The sequence below is a fragment of the Rhizobium sp. P44RR-XXIV genome, from assembly GCF_001999485.2.
In the GTDB taxonomy this organism is placed as follows: Bacteria; Pseudomonadota; Alphaproteobacteria; order Rhizobiales; family Rhizobiaceae; genus Rhizobium.
Window position 1 is genome coordinate 432,099 of sequence record NZ_MPVZ02000029.1, and the last position, 18,817, is coordinate 450,915.

Annotated in this window: 18 protein-coding genes and 3 pseudogenes; 13 read left to right on the forward strand and 8 right to left on the reverse strand. The window is 59.4% G+C overall.

From position 1 onward, the window contains the following. Window positions 1–2: 2 nt before the first annotated feature. From otnC to ltnD, 3 genes and pseudogenes are all read right to left on the reverse strand, one after another. A complete protein-coding gene (gene otnC / locus BSK43_RS28090; RefSeq protein ID WP_077468027.1) occupies window positions 3–653 on the reverse strand; it encodes a 3-oxo-tetronate 4-phosphate decarboxylase in 651 nt (216 codons plus the stop codon). Then, window positions 650–1,923: pseudogene (gene otnK / locus BSK43_RS28095) on the reverse strand (3-oxo-tetronate kinase). Before otnK ends, otnC begins: the two are co-directional and overlap by 4 nt. Window positions 1,924–1,926: 3 nt before the next feature. Then, window positions 1,927–2,835: an L-threonate dehydrogenase gene (ltnD, locus tag BSK43_RS28100; protein ID WP_077468029.1), complete on the reverse strand. Its 909-nt coding sequence runs from the start codon at window positions 2,833–2,835 to the stop codon at window positions 1,927–1,929. A 165-nt stretch (window positions 2,836–3,000) separates the two neighbouring features. On the opposite strand from ltnD, the pseudogene BSK43_RS28105 reads away from it, so the two are divergent. Both BSK43_RS28105 and BSK43_RS28110 read left to right on the forward strand, forming a co-directional pair. Then, window positions 3,001–4,013 (forward strand): annotated as a pseudogene (locus tag BSK43_RS28105) (LacI family DNA-binding transcriptional regulator). Beyond that, a complete protein-coding gene (locus tag BSK43_RS28110) occupies window positions 3,991–4,623 on the forward strand; it encodes a hypothetical protein (protein WP_246662716.1) in 633 nt (210 codons plus the stop codon). The pseudogene BSK43_RS28105 and the gene BSK43_RS28110 overlap by 23 nt, the downstream one beginning before the upstream one ends. A 12-nt stretch (window positions 4,624–4,635) precedes the next feature. On the opposite strand, the gene BSK43_RS28115 is transcribed toward BSK43_RS28110, so the two are convergent. Next, window positions 4,636–5,277: a GntR family transcriptional regulator gene (locus BSK43_RS28115; protein WP_077468031.1), complete on the reverse strand. Its 642-nt coding sequence runs from the start codon at window positions 5,275–5,277 to the stop codon at window positions 4,636–4,638. Window positions 5,278–5,452: 175 nt separating this feature from the next. On the opposite strand from BSK43_RS28115, the gene BSK43_RS28120 reads away from it, so the two are divergent. The 7 genes and pseudogenes from BSK43_RS28120 to BSK43_RS28150 all read left to right on the forward strand — a co-directional run bounded on the left by BSK43_RS28120 (window position 5,453) and on the right by BSK43_RS28150 (window position 11,577). Next, complete coding sequence (locus tag BSK43_RS28120) at window positions 5,453–6,877, forward strand: M20 family metallopeptidase (RefSeq protein ID WP_077468032.1); 1,425 nt, start codon at window positions 5,453–5,455, stop codon at window positions 6,875–6,877. 81 nt (window positions 6,878–6,958) lie between these two features. Then, a pseudogene (locus BSK43_RS28125) lies at window positions 6,959–7,679 on the forward strand (ABC transporter permease subunit). After that, window positions 7,679–8,416, forward strand: coding sequence for an ABC transporter permease (locus BSK43_RS28130; protein ID WP_077468034.1), 738 nt, complete (start codon window positions 7,679–7,681; stop codon window positions 8,414–8,416). The pseudogene BSK43_RS28125 and the gene BSK43_RS28130 overlap by 1 nt, the downstream one beginning before the upstream one ends. After that, on the forward strand, window positions 8,413–9,180 hold the full coding sequence (locus tag BSK43_RS28135; protein WP_077468035.1) for an ATP-binding cassette domain-containing protein: 768 nt from the start codon (window positions 8,413–8,415) through the stop codon (window positions 9,178–9,180). Before BSK43_RS28130 ends, BSK43_RS28135 begins: the two co-directional genes overlap by 4 nt. Before the next feature lie 34 nt (window positions 9,181–9,214). Next, a complete protein-coding gene (locus tag BSK43_RS28140; RefSeq protein ID WP_077468036.1) occupies window positions 9,215–10,072 on the forward strand; it encodes a transporter substrate-binding domain-containing protein in 858 nt (285 codons plus the stop codon). Between the two features lie 349 nt (window positions 10,073–10,421). After that, window positions 10,422–11,114 (forward strand): hypothetical protein, encoded by a 693-nt coding sequence (locus tag BSK43_RS28145; protein ID WP_246662717.1) that lies wholly within the window; start codon window positions 10,422–10,424, stop codon window positions 11,112–11,114. Window positions 11,115–11,229: 115 nt separating this feature from the next. Next, entirely contained in the window at window positions 11,230–11,577 is a 348-nt protein-coding gene (locus tag BSK43_RS28150) for a hypothetical protein (protein ID WP_077468038.1), read from the forward strand. Here the strand turns inward: BSK43_RS28150 and ftrA are convergent. Further along, window positions 11,574–12,578, reverse strand: a complete 1,005-nt coding sequence (gene ftrA, locus BSK43_RS28155) for a transcriptional regulator FtrA (RefSeq protein ID WP_077468039.1) — start codon at window positions 12,576–12,578, stop codon at window positions 11,574–11,576. The genes BSK43_RS28150 and ftrA overlap by 4 nt on opposite strands. 117 nt (window positions 12,579–12,695) lie before the next feature. On the opposite strand from ftrA, the gene BSK43_RS28160 reads away from it, so the two are divergent. Both BSK43_RS28160 and BSK43_RS28165 read left to right on the forward strand, forming a co-directional pair. Further along, a complete protein-coding gene (locus BSK43_RS28160) occupies window positions 12,696–13,310 on the forward strand; it encodes a glutathione S-transferase (protein ID WP_077468280.1) in 615 nt (204 codons plus the stop codon). A gap of 179 nt (window positions 13,311–13,489) precedes the next feature. Continuing rightward, window positions 13,490–13,867: a hypothetical protein gene (locus BSK43_RS28165; RefSeq protein WP_077468040.1), complete on the forward strand. Its 378-nt coding sequence runs from the start codon at window positions 13,490–13,492 to the stop codon at window positions 13,865–13,867. A 130-nt stretch (window positions 13,868–13,997) separates the two neighbouring features. On the opposite strand, the gene BSK43_RS28170 is transcribed toward BSK43_RS28165, so the two are convergent. The 3 genes from BSK43_RS28170 to BSK43_RS28180 form a co-directional block, all read right to left on the reverse strand. Further along, window positions 13,998–14,429 carry a VOC family protein gene (locus tag BSK43_RS28170; RefSeq protein WP_077468041.1) on the reverse strand — a complete coding sequence of 144 codons (432 nt, stop codon included), beginning with the start codon at window positions 14,427–14,429 and terminating at the stop codon, window positions 13,998–14,000. 172 nt (window positions 14,430–14,601) lie between these two features. Then, window positions 14,602–14,823, reverse strand: coding sequence for a hypothetical protein (locus BSK43_RS28175; protein ID WP_077468042.1), 222 nt, complete (start codon window positions 14,821–14,823; stop codon window positions 14,602–14,604). A 274-nt stretch (window positions 14,824–15,097) separates the two neighbouring features. Next, window positions 15,098–16,285 (reverse strand): helix-turn-helix domain-containing protein, encoded by a 1,188-nt coding sequence (locus BSK43_RS28180; protein WP_348641765.1) that lies wholly within the window; start codon window positions 16,283–16,285, stop codon window positions 15,098–15,100. Between the two features lie 378 nt (window positions 16,286–16,663). On the opposite strand from BSK43_RS28180, the gene BSK43_RS28185 reads away from it, so the two are divergent. Both BSK43_RS28185 and BSK43_RS28190 read left to right on the forward strand, forming a co-directional pair. Next, window positions 16,664–17,584 (forward strand): alpha/beta hydrolase, encoded by a 921-nt coding sequence (locus tag BSK43_RS28185; protein ID WP_077468282.1) that lies wholly within the window; start codon window positions 16,664–16,666, stop codon window positions 17,582–17,584. Window positions 17,585–17,738: 154 nt separating this feature from the next. Beyond that, window positions 17,739–18,785, forward strand: a complete 1,047-nt coding sequence (locus BSK43_RS28190) for a P1 family peptidase (protein ID WP_077468043.1) — start codon at window positions 17,739–17,741, stop codon at window positions 18,783–18,785. The last annotated feature ends 32 nt before the right edge of the window (window positions 18,786–18,817 follow it).

Here is an 18,817-nt window from a genome sequence, read left to right on the forward strand (position 1 = left end):
GTTCAGTCCCACTCCACATCATAGGTGCGAACCAGATCGGCGATCTGGGCATCCGTCAACAGGGCAGGGTTGGCCCCGCGCGTCAGAATGGCCAGCTTTGCCGTCTCTTCCAGTTCCTCGATCGCATACACCGCCGCTTCCAGATCCTTAGCCGAGACGACTGGTCCGTGCGCCGCCAGCATGACGGCGCTGCGTTTGCCGGCAAGGCCGCGGATCGCGTCGCCCATGGCCGGATCTCCCGGCATGAAATAGGGCAGAAGTTTCACCTTGCCGAGCTTCATGATCGAATAGGCTGTCAGGGGCGGCAGCATATTGTCGCTGTCGACATCAGGCAGAACGGACAGCGCGATGGAATGACTGGAATGCAGATGCACGACGGCTCCGGTCTTGTCCGGTCGCGTCTCGTAGAAAGCGGCGTGCAGCGGCATTTCCTTCGTCGGCTTGTCTCCGCCGATCAGGCGCAAATCATGGTCAAACAGCGAAAGCCGTGCCGGGTCCAGCCGTCCGAAGGAACTGCCTGTCGGCGTGACCAGCAGGCGTCCATCACTGAGGCGCGCGGAGATGTTTCCGGACGAGCCGGCGGTAAGGCCCCGATCGTAAAGCGACTTGGCCATCTGGCATATCTGCTCGCGCAGGCTGGCTTCTTCGCTCATGCTTCCTCCAGCCTGGTGAAGGCATCCGTGAAGAAGGTCTCACTGCCGAAATTGCCTGATTTCAGAGCGAGCGCGATCATCTCGCCCTCCACCTCTGCGAAAGTCCAGGGTACACCTGGGGCTATTTCCGGGCCGATGGTCAGGTGGGTGATCCCGAGTGCCTGGGTGATCGCCCCCGATGTCTCGCCGCCGGCGACGACAAAACGGCGAGTTCCCTGTTGAAAAGCCTCGCGGGCGATCTCCGACAATGCTTCCTCGATGACTTGGCCTGCCTCGTCACGTCCCAATCGTTCCTGCGCTTGGCGCACATCGGCGGGCTCCGCGGTGGCGTAGATGATCTTGCGGGCGTCTGCCGGCTGCTGTCTCAGCCACAGGCGTGCGGCTGCAGAGCCCTGCTTGAAAAGGTTGATAGGGTCAAGCTTGAGGCCGGCGCTATGTGCTGTGTAATCCGCCACTTGCCTGCGTGTCATCGCGGAGCAGCTTCCAGACAGGACGATTTGGCCGCCCGCCACATGTGGCAAGAGTTTTTGAGCATCAGGCGCTGTTGCGAAACCCTGTTCGACGTACAATCGCGGCAGCTGGCCGGCGACTGCGCTGCCACCGGTCAGAAGCGGCATATCGACCGTCGCGGCGGCAATGGTGCGTAGATCGTCGTCGCAGACGGCGTCGACGATGACATGCTGCACATCGTCTTCCTTGAGCCGCTCCAGCCTCGCCTTTAGGGCTGCCGGGCCTTCCGACACCACGGTGCGACTGGCAAGGCCGACTTTGCCGCGCACCTGTGACGACAGCAGTCGCACTAGGCTGGAATCGCGCATCGGCGTCAGTGGGTGGTCCTTCATCGGGCTTTCGGCAAGAAGCTGCTCGCCGACAAACAGATGGCCCATGAATACGCTGCGACCGTTTTCGGGGAAGGCCGGGCAATAGATCGTTTGCTCCGCGCCGGTCTGCGCCATCAGCATTTCTGCGATCGGCCCGATATTGCCCTCTGATGTGCTGTCGAAGGTCGAGCAGTATTTCCAGAAGAAGCGCATCGCTCCGGCATCTTTCAGCCAGTCCAGCGCCTGGCGCGCTTGCTCGACGGCGCTCTGGACCGGCGATGTCCGGCATTTCAGGGCGATGACTTCGATGACGGACTATCGCTATCATCTCGTTTCGTCGGCGGCACGCCGATCCGTAGCGATACGGGTAGACCGCTGCGCGACAGGAGGGCGGCGAGATCCGTGGCCCCGGTAAAATCATCGGCGATGCAGCCGAGCAGGAGGGCCATAAGCTATTCCTCCATGCCGGGAAGGATGGCGCCGCTCTTGCGCGCAAGGATCTTGACGACGGCAGCGTCATCCTCCTGACCAAGGCCCGCCTCTGACGCCTCGACGAAAAGGCTGAGTGCGGAGGCGGCTAGCGGCGTGATCGCGCCAGCCTTTTCGGCTTCGGACGCAACGATGCCGAGATCCTTGACGAAAATGTTGACCGCCGAACGTGGCGCATAATTGCCGGAAACAATGTGCTCACCGCGGTTCTCGAACATCCATGAGGAGCCTGCGGAAACGCGGATCACGTCATAAAGCGTCTTCAGGTCGATGCCGGCCTTGGCGGCAAGCGTCATGGCTTCGGCTGTAGCGGCGATATGGACGCCGGCGAGAAGTTGGTTGATCATCTTCACTTGCGAACCTGCTCCGGGACGATCCCCCAGCCGGAACACCTTGGCCGAGATGGCATCGAGGGCGGCGGAAGCCCGATCGAAGGCCTCTTGCGAGCCGGAGGCCATGACAGTGATTTCGCCGGCCAGCGCGCGAACATGGCCGCCGGAAACCGGCGCATCGATGACAAGCATGCCCGCCGTCTCAAGTCTTTCGGCAATATCGGTGGTGGCGCTCGGCGCCATGGTGGCGCAGAGCAGAAACACGGTGCCAGGCTTTGCCGTCTCCAGTGCGCCATTCGGGCCGAATACGACGTCCTCAACCTGCTTGCTGTTGATAACGTAGACAAGGATGACATCGGCGGTTTCGGCAGCCAGTGCCGGCGTTGTGCAAGCGTCCCCGCCGGCTTCCGTGAAGCGTGCGAGGGCATCGCTGCGAATATCACATCCCCGCACCGCGAAGCCTGTCTTGAGAAGGGACAGGGCTGCGCCCCAGCCCATCGATCCCAAGCCGATGACGGCTGCCTTCTTCGTTTCCTGCACGATGTTACCTCTGTAATTTAGGCCATGTTACCGGTACCGGTATCGTTAACATGGCCAATTTCTCCTGTATCTGTCAATAGCGCCAGTTTTCCTTTTCCCGGAAATATCCTATGAGGAAGAGCGACGCCGTCGGGGGTCGCTACCAATGTCGAGGGTCGCCGGGGAATGCGCAAACCCACTCTGGAAGAAGTCGCGATCGAGGCTGGGGTTAGCAAGATGACCGCCTCGCGTGCCCTCCGTGGCGCTGGCGATGTCTCAAGTGAAACCCGCGACAGGGTGCTGGAGGTGGCGAGGCGGCTAAGCTATGTCGGCAACCGGCTGGCGCTCTCGCTGTCTTCGCAGCGCACCAATCTCGTCGCCGTGGTCGTGCCCAGCATGTCGAATATCGTCTTTCCGGAAGTGCTGGCGGGCATCTCCGCCGGCCTCGACGGCTCGGGCATGCAGGCTGTATTCGGCATTTGCGATTACGATGTTGCCAAGGAGCGGGACATCATCCGCGATATGCTCTCCTGGCAGCCTTGCGCCATCATCGTCACCGGCCTCGACCAGCCGGAGGAAACGGTGAAATTGCTGAAGCACGCAGACATCCCGGTCATCCAGCTTATGGATCTCGATGGTACGCCGATCGATTTCAATGTCGGGTTGTCGCATGGCGAGGCGGGCGCCGATATGGCAAGGGCGCTGATCGCGGCCGGCGCCGGCGGTTCGGCTATGTCGGCAGCGCGCTGGAGAAGGATTTGCGCGCGGGCAAGCGCAAGGCTGGTTTCGAGCGCGTGTTGCGCGAGCACGGCCTGCACTTCGTGGAACTGGCGATCGATGATGCCTTTTCCTCGATTGCACTTGGGAAGCGGTTGACGATTGCCATGCTTGCCGCCGTTCCCGATCTCGATTGCTTCTATTATTCCAACGACGATATGGCGAGCGGCGGATTGTTCGCCTGCATGGAGCTGGGGGTCGCAGTCCCCGAGAAGATCTTGATCGCTGGATTTAACGGATTGGATCTCATCAACTCCCTGCCGGCGCCAATTGCGACGTCCCGTTCGCCAAGGCGTGCGATCGGCGAGGTCGCTGCGCAATTGGTGCGTCAGGCCGTGGCCGGCAATCAGGAGACGGAGCAAAGAACCGTCAAGTTCAAGCCGATGATTACGGGAATTGATGGCTTTGAAGATGAAGGTTAGCGAGTTTACTCGCTGCCAAGATCAGGCTGAGATGATGTTGAGTTCTCGGTTGACCGACGATTATCCGGAACAACTGGCGTGGCTGTCAGCGCATTGCGTGCTATCAATTCTCTTGGATGCAGGTGTTGGTCGAGTCTTTGCTAGATCGACGATGGCGCTGACACCGCATCTTCTTCTCAAATGGAGGATATTGAGAATGCATCGCCCCCAAAAACTGCTTTTCGCGCTCGCCTTTAGTACCATGACCGCCGTTTCATCCTATGCATGGGCTGCCGGCTTTGAAAATATTGTCGTTTCGACGGAGGAGGATGCCGACGCGACGCAAGATAGCTTTGCTGCAGATACGCCGAAGATCTTTGTGTCGGCCGAACTCACCAAGGACGTTCCGTCGGGAAGCAAGGTGAATATCGCCTGGATCGCCATCGACACGGGCGGGGTCGCTCCGCCAAACTACAAGATCGATGAGGTCAATCTCGACATTACCTCGATGATCAACCATGTAAATTCCGCATTGAGCAAGCCGAATAATGGCTGGCCTGTCGGGACTTACAAGATCGAATTCTCCGTGGACGGCAAGCCGATGGAATCGGTCGGTTTCAGCATAAAATGAGGTTATCTGCTGTCACGCCTGCAATATATGTCGGCGTGTCAGCTCCTTGAGCATATCCACATCGCGCATTGCGATGGCGTCGACCATCAATTGGTGCTCGCGGCCGGATTGCTCGATCCGGGCGCGAGTTCGCCATTGCGAAACCGGCGCCGATGAGGTCCGTTGCCGGATTTCGGTGACCAGGTCGACGAGTTCCTGATTGCCGGCAAGCGCTAGCAAGTGCCGATGAAAGGCAAGATTGGCTTCGTAGAGCTCGAGCATGGTGCCGGTCAGGACGAGTTCGTCGAAGCGCGTGGCAAGCGCGCGCAGGGTGACGATATCGGCCTCGGATGCGTTTTCGATGATTCGATCGCTGACTGCCGTTTCGAGGATGACGCGGATGTCGCTGACTTCCTGGGCGCGGCGCCCATCCTGCTCATGGACGTGGTAACCACGGTTGGGAATGTGTTCGACCAGCCGCTTCTGCACCAGCCTGTCCAACGCTAGCCGCACCTGCGGCCGCGTACAGTGATACCTCCGTTCCAGATCGATCTGCTTCAGCCACGTTCCGGGCGGAAGCCTGCCGGCAAGGATGTCCTGGAGAATGAGCTCAGTCACATCCGGCGTCTCCGCCTCTTGCGCGCGCGCTGCCGCGTCAGCTTCCAGCGAATTCATGCAGCTCTCCCAAGCCTCCCGTTTTTGGCGATGACTATCATGGACCCGGTTCTTGGCCAACGGACCCGTAATCGCTGCCGAAAAAATATCCATGCACATCTCTTGCGCAGTTATTCTAATTGGCACATAAATTGGTACCAATTTGATATCCATTACATGAGGCAGATGCAAGTCCATGCAGAATTCTGATGCGGTATGGGACATCGTCGAGAGAAAACGCCAAGCGTTCTTTGAGCTCAGCGATCGGATCTGGGAAATTCCCGAGACGAATTATCTCGAATACCAATCCGCCGAGGAGCATGCTCGCATGCTCGAGAGCGAGGGCTTTCGGGTTGAGCGTGGGCTCGCCGGTCTGCCGACGGCTGTCATGGGCGAAGCAGGCGAGGGTGGACCGGTCATCGCCATTCTCGGTGAGTTCGATGCCTTGCCGGGACTGAGCCAGGAGGCCGGCATTGCCGAGGAGCGTCCCTTGATCGACGGTGGCAATGGTCACGGTTGTGGCCACAACATGCTCGGCTCCGGATCGATGCTGGCCGCCGCTGCCGTCAAAGATTTCCTCGCCGAAAACGGTCTGAAGGGCAGGGTGCGCTATTATGGCTGCCCCGCCGAAGAGGGCGGTTCCTCCAAGGGCTTCATGGTACGGTCTGGCGTTTTCGATGATGTCGACATCGCGATTTCCTGGCATCCGGCACCTTTCGCCGGCGTCAACAACCCGATCTCACTTGCTTGCAACGAACTCAACTTCCACTTCTCCGGCCGCGCGTCGCATGCTTCCGCCACGCCTCATCTTGGCCGTAGCGCGCTCGATGCCGTCGAGCTGATGAATGTCGGCGTCAACTACATGCGTGAACACATGCCGTCGTCGGCACGTATTCACTACGCCATTACCGATGCTGGCGGCGGGGCGCCAAACGTCGTGCAGGCGCGTGCGACCGTTCGCTATCTTGTTCGCGCACGGACGCTGCCGGAACTTCTGGTGCTGGTTGCGCGGGTCAAGAAGGTGGCGGAGGGTGCCGCACTGATGACTGAGACGACCGTCCGCAGCGAGATTATCAGCGGCGACGCCAATCTGGTCGGCAACACCCCGCTCGAAGAATGCATGTTCTCGCACCTGGAGCGGCTTGGACCGCCGGTGTTCGATGATGCGGATCGGGAGACGGCCCGCAAATTTCAGCAGACTTTCAGTGCCGAGGATATCGCAGCCTCCTATGGTCGCTTTGCGCTGAAGCCGAAGAAGGGTCAGGCGCTCTGCGAGGAGATTTTCCCGCTGAATGCCGGTGATGGCACGTTGGTCGGCTCTACCGATGTCGGCACTGTGAGCTGGGTCGTGCCCACCGTGCAGATGCGCGGCGCCACCTATGCGATCGGCACGCCGGGGCATTCCTGGCAGCTCGTTGCCCAAGGCAAGCTGCCGGTGGCGCACAAGGGGACCGAGCATGCGGCGAAGGTGATGGCGAGCACTGCCGCCGAGCTTATCCGCAATCCGCAACTTATCGAGGCGGCCAAGGCCGATCACAAGGCAAGGCTTGAAGGAACGCCTTTCGTCAACCCGATCCCGGACGATGTCCAGCCGCCACTTCCGGAGAAGGCCGATGCCTGAGGAGGTGGGGAACTCCAGCAATTCTCAGGCGCAGACGTCGCTCTCTGCAATCGGTAGCAACTGCTGCTGCGGGACGACTTCATGAACCAGCCGGGCCTGTTCGAACTTGCCGGCTTCGGTCCGGACGGTTGGGGGAAAATCCTTCTCGCCGGGGCGTGGATGACCATCCTTATCGCCATGTCCGGCTACGCCGTCGGTGCTTGCATCGGCACTTTCGGTGCCTGGGCGAAGATTGCCGGCAATCGCTTTGCGCGCACGGTTGCCGATGCCTACACGACCGTATTGCGCGGTATTCCCGATCTTCTGGTCATCTATCTCTTCTATTTCGGTGGTAGTGCTGTCGTCACGGCGGTCGGCAAGTTTTTCGGTGCGGATGGCTTTCTCGGCTTTCCCGGCTTTCTTGCGGGCTCGCTGGCCGTTGGCGTCACCTCAGGTGCTCAGTTTACCGAGGTGCTGCGAGGCGGCTTCAAGGCGGTGCATCCGGGTGAAATCGAGGCGGCCATCGCCTGCGGCATGCCGCGCGGGTTGCGGCTGCGCCGTATCATCGCGCCCGCTGACGCTGCGGCACGCTCTGCCCGGCCTCGGCAATGTCTGGCAGGTCGTCCTGAAGGAATCGGCGCTGGTGTCCATCACCGGCGTCGCCGAACTGCTGCGCCAAGCCCAGGTCGGTGCCGGCTCGACCGGACTGCCATTCGATTTCTACCTGATTGCCGGCGTCATTTATCTGATGATCTCGACCGTTTCGAGCGTCGTCTTTCAACGAGCCGATCGGCATTTGTCGCGTGGCGCGAGGAGACGCTGATGGATTGGTCTTTCCTCGAAGAAACCTTCGTAAGTCTCATCGGAGCGCTCCCCCTGACGATCGAGCTCGCCGCGACCTCGATCTGCCTCGGTATGGTTCTGGCGCTGCTGCTGGCTTTGGCTCGGCTCTCCGGCCTTGCCGTTCTCGATTGGTTTGCGCGCCTCTATGTCTTCGTGTTCCGCGGCACGCCGCTGTTGGTACAGATCTTCCTGATCTATTACGGGCTTGGCCAGTTTCCCACCATCCGCCACAGCATTTTCTGGCCGCTCCTGCGCGATCCCTATTGGTGTGCCGTCCTGGCTCTGACCTTAAACACCGCCGCCTATGGCAGCGAGATCATTCGCGGCGGCCTGTTGTCCGTCCCGCACGGGCAGGTCGAAGCGGCCCGGGCCTGCGGCATGCATCGCATCATGCTGTTTCGCCGGATCGTGCTGCCGCTTGCCATCCGCCAGGCGCTGCCGGGCTATGGCAACGAAATGATTTCGATGGTCAAGGCGACCTCGCTTGCCTCCATCATCACACTGATGGAAGTAACCGGCGTTGCTGCCAAGATCATCTCGGAAACCTACCGTGCGATCGAAGTCTTCGTCGTCTCCGGCGCCATCTATCTTCTCATCAATTTCGTGCTGACGCGTCTCATACAGTTTGCCGAATACAGGCTGAGCCCGCACCTGCGTCCTGCTCCCTCCAGTATCAACTCGACCACCGAGGCAATTGCCGCAGGAGACCCGCAATGACGGCCATGCCAATCGCACTTCGCGTGCGCGACATGCACAAGAGCTTCGGACCTGTCGAGGTTCTGAAGGGTATTTCGCTCGATGCTCTGGAAGGGGATGTCGTCTCCATTCTCGGTTCCTCGGGCTCGGGCAAATCGACATTCCTGCGCTGCATCAACCTTCTGGAGACGCCCGATTCCGGCGAGGTCACCGTAGCCGGCGAAACCATCCGCATGCAAAGCAACGGCCGGGGCGTGCATCGCCCGGCAGACGGCAAGCAGGTCGACCGCATTCGTTCGCAGCTTGGCATGGTGTTCCAGAGCTTCAATCTCTGGTCTCACAAGACCATCCTCGAAAACGTCATCGAGGCGCCGATCCACGTTCAGCGCCGTTCGCGAGCTGAATGCATCGAGGAAGCCGAGGCACTCCTAGCCAAGGTCGGCATTGCCGAGAAGCGCAATTTCTATCCGGCGCATCTGTCGGGTGGCCAGCAGCAACGCGCCGCCATTGCCCGCGCGCTTGCCATGCGCCCGAAGGTGATGCTCTTCGACGAGCCCACATCGGCGCTCGATCCGGAATTGGTTGGTGAAGTCCTGCGCGTGATGCGCGCACTGGCCGAGGAGGGGCGCACCATGCTCGTCGTCACGCACGAGATGGGCTTTGCGCGCGATGTCTCCAGCCGGGTCATCTTCCTGCACAAGGGCGTGGTCGAGGAAGACGGCAAGCCGCAGGACGTATTTGCCAGCTCGCGCTCGGAGCGCTTTCGCCAGTTCATCAGCCAATGACAGTCAAACTCAATCAAAAAAAGGGAACTTAACGATGAAATATCTTACCGGGATTCTGGCGGCCGTGATGATGGTCGCCACGCTTGCCGTCTCGACGGTCGCGCGAGCGGAAGAGAAGAAATGGACGCATGTGACGATCGCGACCGAGGGTGCATTCCGCCCCTGGAATTTCACGAAGCCGGACGGCACTCTGGATGGCTATGAAATCGAGCTGATCAAATATCTCTGCGACCACATGAAGGTCGAATGCACGACGGTCATCCAGCCCTTTGACGGCATGATCCCCGCGCTCAATGCCGGCAAGTTCGATGCGATCATTTCGGGCATGTCGGCAACTGCCAAGCGCGAAGAGGTCATTGCCTTCAGTGATTCCTATGGCACGACAGGCCAGACCTTTGCGACGCTGAAGGATTCCCCGCTTGTGGATCTGCCGCTGAAGGGCGAGGTCTTTTCGCTGGCGACGGATGAGCCCGGTGCGGCTGCTGCCGTGAAGAAGCTCGAGCCGTTGCTCAAGGGCAAGACGATCGGTGTGCAGACGGCTTCGATCGCGGCAACCTTCCTCGATAAGTACTTGAAGGGCGTTGCCGACATTCGCGAATACAAGACCACCGAGCAGCACGACCTGGACCTTAAAGCCGGTCGCGTCGATATCATCATGGCGTCCATGGCCTATCTCTCGACGGCAGCGGCAAAGCCGGGCAACGAGGACATGACTGTCGCAGGTCCGCGCTTCCAGGGCGGCCTTCTCGGCCGTGGCAGCTCCGTTGGCCTGCGCAAGGACGACACACAGTTGAAGGCGATGTTCAACGATGCGATCGCGGCTGCCAAGGCCGACGGCACGATTGCCAAGCTGTCGGCGAAGTGGTTCGGCTTCGACGTTACACCGAAGTAAGACCTTCCTCGGCAAGGTCAAATCACTGCACCGGACGACTTTCCGGTGCAGTGATTCAGATGGCTGTTTCATGGCGTGAGAGTTGCACTACCCCATGTTCAGCAACATGATTTCCCACAAACTCCACCGCATGGAAACATTCGGACACCATCGAAACCAGACAATCGAATAGATCAGCACGGAGGGCCATTCTCTTGCGGAGTTCGATCGTCGAATGCTTTTTACAAATTCATGGCGGCGAGAACAATTAAGCCACGTCGTCGTGACGACCTTTCATGAAAAGGGTTATCGCGACTACGGCAGGAAATGCATCGAGACATTTCTCCGACATTGGCCGAGGGACATCGCTTTGGTTGTTTATGCCGAGGATGTCGATGTCGAAGAGAAAGATCGCCGGCTGCTGGTGTTCAACCAAAGTGAGGAATTGCCGCTATTGCGCGATTTTCGCGCGGCCTACGGCGAGAACTTGCAGGCCAATGGCTTTCGGCCTGTGCGCAACGGCCTGATGCGTGATTTTCGCTGGGATGCGGTTCGCTTTTCCAACAAGGTGTTTGCGGTGGCCGACGCCATCAGGCGTTACCGGACCACGGTCGATCAATTGATATGGCTCGACGCCGATACGGTTACCCATAGGGAGATTCCCCGAAGCTTCATCGATGGAATTGCGCCGCGCGGCAATCAGCTTGCCGCCTATTTGAACCGTCGAATATATCCGGAGTGCGGGTGGGTGGCCTATAATTTGCGCCATCCGGCGCTCTTGAGCTTCGTGGACCGTTTCGAAGGCGCCTATTCCTCCGGCTATTTCCTGAATTTGAAAGAAAGCCATGACAGCTTCGTTTTCTGGAAAGTGCTCCAGCAGATGGAGCTTGATCAGGAAGCCCAATTCAAGCGCCTTGGATCATGTCTGACGAAGACACACGTCTTCATCAACAGTGCTCTTGGCGGATACATGGATCATCTCAAGGGCGATCGGAAAGCGGCCGGAAAGAGCCGCAGGCGCGATTTGAAATGGTACCGGCGCGAGGCGTGGTGGCAATGGTGACGATCGGGCGTGTCAGGGAGGATTTGTCCTCTCACGCCGATAACGACAGGCTGCGAAATGATTGTCATTTCAGGAGCGTGGCTCTAATTTAAGTCGCAATAAGGAATCCGGGTGCATGTACGACGATTCGGTTCTGCCGACAGATGTAGCAGTGGTGCTTGGGTTGGTATGCAACATCATTGCTCCGCTCTTCGCCTTTTGGGCGGCAGGGCAACTTCCTCGTGGGCGGCTGATCTTTCATGCGATTGCCTCTGGCGTGATCCTAATTTCGCCCTTCCTGGCAATGTTCCTCAGTTTGTCCGACCTGATTCCGGATGACGAAGAGCCTCCGGGAACGCGGTTCGTGTTTCTGCCGCTGATCTTTGAGGCCGCTATTATCCTGCTGCTATATTTTCTGGCCGGAGCGATGCTTCTGTCAAAATCGCTTCATTCTGCAGTCGCGAGCTGGAGGAGATCTCTCTAATCTGCGGCGGCAGTAGGGTATTGTGGTCCCGGTGCACCCTTTCCAGCATGGAAACGCGACCGATATGCGATCGGCGATAGCCCGACATCGGCGCGGAAATGATTGCGGAAATTCGTGGCAGTTCCCAGGCCGGTATGAGCCGCAATGGCTGAGACCGATAATGTCGTTTCCTCCAGAAGCTCTCGTGCCCGGGCAAGACGTTCGTTCTGGAGCCATTCTCCGGGTGCCGTGCCCGTCGCTTCGCGGACATGTCGATGAAGGCTACGCAGGCTCACACGCGCTTCATCCGCCATGCGTTGAACGGACCATTGTTCCGCGAGATTAGCGCGGATCATGTCCAGCAGCGCTGATAGCCGGGTCGCCGAACGCTGCACCACAGGTCTTTCGATGAACTGTGCTTGTCCGCCCTCCCGGTGGGCGGCGACCACGAGACGTCGGGCCACGCTATTGGCTGCCTTCATCCCGAAATCCTTCCGGACCACATGGATGCAAAGATCGAGCCCGGCGGCGCTACCTGCCGATGTCAAAATGTCTTCGTCATCGACATAAAGGGCATGCGGTTCGACATTGATCTTGGGATAGGTCGCGGCAAGTCTGGCTGCGTGGTGCCAATGCGTGGTTGCCCGCCTGCCGTCAAGCAGACCGGCTCGGGCGAGCACAAAGGCGCCGCCGCAGATCGAAACGATCCGGACACCTTTGGCATGTGCCGTCTTCAACGCCTGCAGAAACAACACCGGCACGTCGGCATCGGGTCCGCGCCAGCCGGGAATGATGATGGTATCAGCTCGATCGAACAGTTCCAGTCCGCCATCGGGATCGAGAAGCAAGCCACCTGCACCCCGAATCGGTCCCGGCTCTATCGCCGCCGTCATGCAGCGGTACCAGCCGGGTCCCATCTCCGGCCTGGACAGTCCAAACACTTCGAATGCACATCCGAATTCGAATGTGCAGAGCCTGTCATAGGCGACGATGACGATCAGCGGGTTCGTATGTTTTGGCATGATCCTTTCGATAATGGCTATTTCGGCCACTGGCAAGGGCGATCCATGCCCGGATAATATCAATCATCGGACCAAGTCTGGTCCAAATGGTTGCGCAAAGGGATCGCGGTGACGGACATGAGACTGATCGGAATGCTGGATTCGCCCTATGTCCGACGCGTGGCAATCTCGCTCAGGATCCTGGGCATAGAGTTCGTGCACGAACCCCTTTCCGTCTTCAGCACGTTCGAGGCTTTTGCCGCCGTGAACCCGGTTGTCAAAGCGCCGTCACTTGTTACCGACGACGGCATCGTCTTGATGGATTCGAGCTTGATCCTTCAGCATGCCGAGCGTTTTGCCGCATCGGGACGCAGCCTCATGCCCAGCGATCCGAGAGAGCATACACGCTCGCTACGCATCATCGGACTTGCGCTTGCGGCATGCGAGAAGTCGGTGCAGATCGTCTATGAGCACAATCTCCGTCCTCCGGAGAGGCAGCACCAGCCCTGGCTCGATCGCGTCCATGCGCAGGTCGCGGCGGCCTATCGAATGCTCGAGGCGGAAATGCCGCAAACCGATGCTTGGATCTTTGGCGCTGGTCCGATGCAAGCTGATATCATGAGTGCGGTGGCAGTACGATTTACCCGGGAAGTGCTGCCACATGTCCTCAGCGCCGAGGAATATCCGCGCCTTTACGCGCTTTCCGAACGAGCCGAGGCGACAGACGCGTTCCGCGCCTTCCCCTTTAGCTGATGCCGACGGATTTAAACGTCTTGGCACGGAATCGATCCATTCCGCCGCGAAGCCATTTGGATGGTAATTGCTTCCACATGACGGCTAGAGGATCGGAATTTTTGTTGCGCGTTCAGGCGGAGTTCAGGCGAGCCGTCGTATTGCTACCCCGTCCGATGGACAAAAATGGGGGTAAGGGAATGTTGGAACGATTGGTACGATTCTCTCGCGTTGCCCTGGTCGGGGTTGCCGCGATGCAGCTAATGACCTCGGCCGCGATGGCGCAATATTATGGTGGCGACGACGATTACAGGCCGCCACGCTGGCAGCGCGACCAGGGTCGGGATTGGGATCGCCCGCCACCGAGAGGCTGGGACCGGGACCGTGACCGCGGTTGGGATCGAGATCGCGGCGGTTGCGACCGGGGCGAACTCATGCGCGCGGCACGTGCGGAAGGTTTCCGGCGCATCGATTCGGTTCAAAGCGACGGTCGACGCATTGTCGTTCGCGGCTGGAATGACGGTGGCCCCGATCGCATGGTTTTCGCCAACCGGCGCGGCTGCCCAACTCTGCGCTAACGCCGGAGCTATACTGAAAGCGGAGGTCGATCGCAGTCGGCCTCCGCTTACTTTGGATTGATATGTCTCTCGACTGTCTGGAGCGGTCTGCTGGCTGTTGCTTCTCGGCTACAGCTTCACATCGTTGCGCTTACGCGACGGAACAGGCGGTCTCCGCAAGATCGGCGGTGTCGGATTCGGCTGGCACATGGGTGCCACCATCCTGCTGCCGGACAATGAATTGCCAGGTCACGCCCCAGGCATCCCGGACCCGATTGCCCGGTTCCTCGGAGCCATCTTCGGCCAACGCAATTTGCAGACAATCTGCCTCAACCTGGGTCTCGCACTCGATGGTGACCGTGCAATTGTGCTCGGAACGATCCAGCGGGCCGGCCTCGAAACCCATATAGGGGCGATTGCCGAGCGTGAAACCTGCGAATTTGGCGCTGCCAGCGGGACCGTTGGGATCGCTGGTGAGGATGTTCGAAACCCAACCGATCGCGGAACCGGGGATCAGCGATGTGTAAAATTCAATCGCCGATTCCATGTCCTGCCGGAACCAGAGATGTTGCCTGACCTTCATCATTTCTCTCGTCTTTATTCTCTCATGCGGACGGCGGTTGCCGGCCATCCATCAAAAAAATCCATGTCGCCGGTGGACCGCCTTCTATCGAGCGGTGGCACCGGCGGCATGGCTGAAGAACTGCCCAGACCGTTCGTGCTCACCCCTGCGGAGCACCGACGGACACGCAACACTATTTCTCGGCAACTCTACCAGCGAGAGCCATCACGTAATCGTCCGCAATATCCGCCAAGCTCAAAGCGACTTCTGGTTCATTCCAGCCCGCAGCAAGCGCCACCTGTACGAAATCGCGAAACGCTACCGCGAGTACTTCTTCACGCTCGACGGTGCGATAGGAATCGCTCATGGAATGTTGCGGCTTGCTGATCCGTACTGTCTGGCGGGTAGATACCATCGGTGTGTTCCCTAAAACTCGCCTTGGTGCACGCAGAGCACATTCGCCATGCACGTGAGGCTTGGTGTCCGAACGATTATTCGTTTCATTTTTAATAAGTTACGAGCTAGCTGTCGTTAGCCACGCATCCGGAAACTTGCAGCAGCGTCCATTTTCGCAACTGCTGAAGTGTGCCTCCGCGCCTTTGCTTGGAATGAGATGCGACGTACTCTCCCCTGGCGTGCGAGCGCTTAATCTTGCACGTATCCAGACAAGGGGTCGAATTTTGGTGATTTTAACGGCTATGGCCGAGCGTTCTCAGCCACTCGTCGAACGGGTGCGCGCTGCCGGCTGATGCCTGCGACGCCGCGTGCCTGAGATAGGGTGAAACGGTAAGGTTTCGCGCTTCACGAGGGCTATAGCCGAATTCCTTGCTGAATGCCCGGCTAAAGTGCGCGGCCGAGGAGAACCCGACCGCAAAGGCAATATCGATGATCTGCTCCCGATTGGAGGGATCGCTGAGCGAGGCATGCGCGGATAGGAGACGGCGCCGCTGAATATAGTGATGAACGCCGCCCTCCTGTTCGAACACCTGATACAGCCTGGTGCGCGATATGCCGAGTTCTCGGCATATGCGTTCCACCGTCAGGTCTTCCGAGGAAAGATTGCTCTCGACGAACCGTCGCACCCGTTCCGTCAAGGCGAGTATGCTGTGTTGCTCCGTGCCCGCCGATTGTGCGGCCGAAGATGCAACGCAAGCGACGATCATGTCGCGGACCGTCTGGACCACATGCGGCAAATCTGCCGCGATAAAATGCGGAAGGTTGGCCTCGATGATATTCAGATACTCGATAAGGAGCTTGGTGAGGGTTCCCGAGAGAACGATATTGTTCTTGATCTCGACCGAGGCGGGAACATCAAACAGCAGGGTGCGCGGCAGGATGAGTGACAGGACTTTCGCCTCCGTGGCACGCCCTCGAAATGGGTGTCCCAGGGATCGTAGCTGAATTTTGCCCGGCTCACCTTCGGAAACCAGACCATCGACCTCAGTCCATGTCCGGCCGCTGCGCAGCACCGAAATGTGCCAGTGATCGATAAGGTCCGATTTCACCTTCGCCTGCGAGCGCATGTAGCTATGGGGCGGTGCGGCGTGCTGAAAAATCAGCATTCCGCCGAGATTCCACGCTGTATGATCGGCAACAAATCCGGCTTCCTGTGAGGTATTGTCAGGCATGCGAGTGTCGACGAGGGGCGCCACGTAGCCTCGCCACGCGGCGAATTGTTCGACGGCATCGAAATCTCGGGTCGAAAACAGCAATGGCTTCAAGGCAGGTGGCGGTGGGGGCTCCTCGCTGGCGGGCCGTGTCGGCCGGGGAAAGCGGCGTCGTTCGCCCTGCACGGGCTTGCGATCCTCGTGCCGTGCTTCATCTTTTGCTTCGGTTGCCGCGGAAGCGGATCGTTCCTCGCATCGAAAGTCAGGCAATCCGGTCTCCTCAGATACCACCGGGACGGAGCAAGAGCATCGCCATCCAATATCCGCCCACTATCCCGGCGGTAGACTATGCTCCGCTTCGATGGAATATGTCCCTAATATTACCCCAAACCATGCTCCCGGGAGAGGCGCAGGTCCGACTCCGGGACTTTTACCATGCTAAAGCATTCATTTGCAGCGTATTTCTGAAAAGGCAAGCCTCACTGCCTCTCAACTTGTTGTTCCCATAGGGATTACCCCGAAGCCGGCGCCCTCAGCGCCAAACACATTGCCGCCATATGGTGATGCTTGGAAGATCAGTGATCTCTCGACGCAGAGCTGTAGACCGCAGTGTCTGTTGGAATAGGATGTTAAGGCCTTAAAATCATGATGATGGATCGACGCTCTTTCCTGATTGCCACCGCCTTTGCAACGCTTTCCACGACCGTGCGAGCCGCGTCATCGAATTCAATGATCCAACTATGGCCTGGGCAGCCTCCGGGCGGCGGTGGGCCAACCGGCCCTGTGCAGAGAAACGACAAGGGTGCGGTCAGCAACATAGCTGCGCCGGGCCTGGAGGTCTTCGCGCCCGAAAAGCCGAATGGCGCCAGCATGTTGATTGCAGCTGGCGGCGGCTACAAGCGCATCGAGCTCGGCAATGAAGCCTATCCGGCTGCTCGCTGGTTGGCGTCGAAGGGCATCACAGCCTATGTTCTGACCTATCGGCTGCCGCGCGAAGGGTGGGAGAATTGGCCCTTGGCACCGCTTCAGGACGCGCAACGTGCGATGCGCGTCATTCGTGCCGAAGCCGCGCGCCGTCAGCTGGATTCATCGCGCGTCGGCGTGCTTGGGTTTTCTGCCGGTGGCCATCTGCTGGGCCTGGCTGCAACGCGCTCTGCCTTTGCTTCCTATCAGGCGAACGATGCGATCGACGGTCAATCCGCACGTCCCAATCTGGCTTCTTTGATCTACCCGGTCATCACCCTGAAGCCGCCTTACGACCATACCTCGACCCGCCGCTCATTGATCGGCAGTCATCCGGATGCGGAAGCCAGCGCGGAATGGTCTGTCGAAACGCATGTCCGTTCCGGTTGCCCGCCCGTCTTCTTGGCGCAGGCCGAGGATGATCCGATTTCCGATCCGGCAAATACTTTGATCATGGCCGATGCCTGCCGCAAGGCCGGCATTCCAGTGGAGTTGCACCGGTTGCCCAGTGGCGGGCATGGTTTCGGCATGGGAAAGCCGGGTACACCAACTGCCGATTGGCCGGGCTGGTGGGAGCAATGGTTGCGCGGCAATCATTTCCTGTGATGAGAGATAGCAGCGCGCGTCGGCGCTGATCGATGGTCTCTGCGGCTGCGGGCGGCATCCTCCTTGCAAAGCCGGTCTGAAACTATTCCGTTTTTGTTATGCCTTCTTGCTGCACGGCAGAGTAATGTCGCGCCATCTTTATGAGGCATGAGTAATGGACCAAAAGCGCCATAGAATCCGTGAACTTGGCTTTGCGCCCGGGCATTTCGCGCCTGGGCCGCTAAACGCGATCACCGATGTCGACGGCCTGCGTGTAGGGCATGTCACATGCCATGAAGGTGAGCGCACGCGCACGGGCGCAACGGCGATCCTGCCGCATGGCGGCAATCTGTTCCAAGACAAGGTCCCGGCCGGATTTGCAGTCTTTAATGGCTTCGGCAAGTTCGCCGGCTCCACCCAGATCGTCGAGCTTGGCGAGATCGAGACGCCGATCGTGTTGACCAACACGCTGGCGGTCGGGCGAGGCATCGAAGCCATCATCAGCCATACCCTCGCTCAGCCGGGCAATGAGAAGGTGGTATCGATCAACGCGGTGGTTGGCGAGACCAACGATTCACGCCTCAACGATATCCGGGCGGCACGTCCGCGCGTCGATGAAATTCGACTGGCGATCGATACCGCGACGTCGGGCCCGGTCGAGGAGGGCGCTGTCGGCGCTGGAACGGGCACGGTTGCCTTCAGCCTGAAGGGCGGCATGGGAACCAGCTCGCGCCTCGTGCCTGTCGGTGGCGAGACCTATCGGCTCGGCGTTCTCGTCCAATCGAACTACGGCGGTCGCCTTGTCGTCGCCGGGCGCGACTACGCCGCGTTGAGCGAGCACGACAAGGACGGCTCCATCGTCATCGTGCTTGCGACCGATGCTCCGCTCTGTCCGCGCAATCTGGAAAGACTGGCGCGCCGTTGCTTTGGCGGCCTTGCCCGCACAGGAGCGGCATTAAGCAATGGTTCGGGCGACTATGCGCTGGCCTTTTCGACGGCCGAGGCGGTGCGGCGCACTCCCGAACGCCGCAAGGGCGTCAGTGCGATCCCGACATTGGGCAACGATGCCGTCTCGCCGCTGTTTGAAGCTGCGATCGAAGCCACGGAAGAGGCAATCCTCAATTCTCTCGCCATGGCAACCACGACGACGGGCTTTAACGCCGCGACCGGCAAGAGCTCGACTGTCGATGCCATCAGTCTTCCCCATCCAAGTCATCGCTGACCGTCATTTTTTCAGCTCGCATCATACGGAGT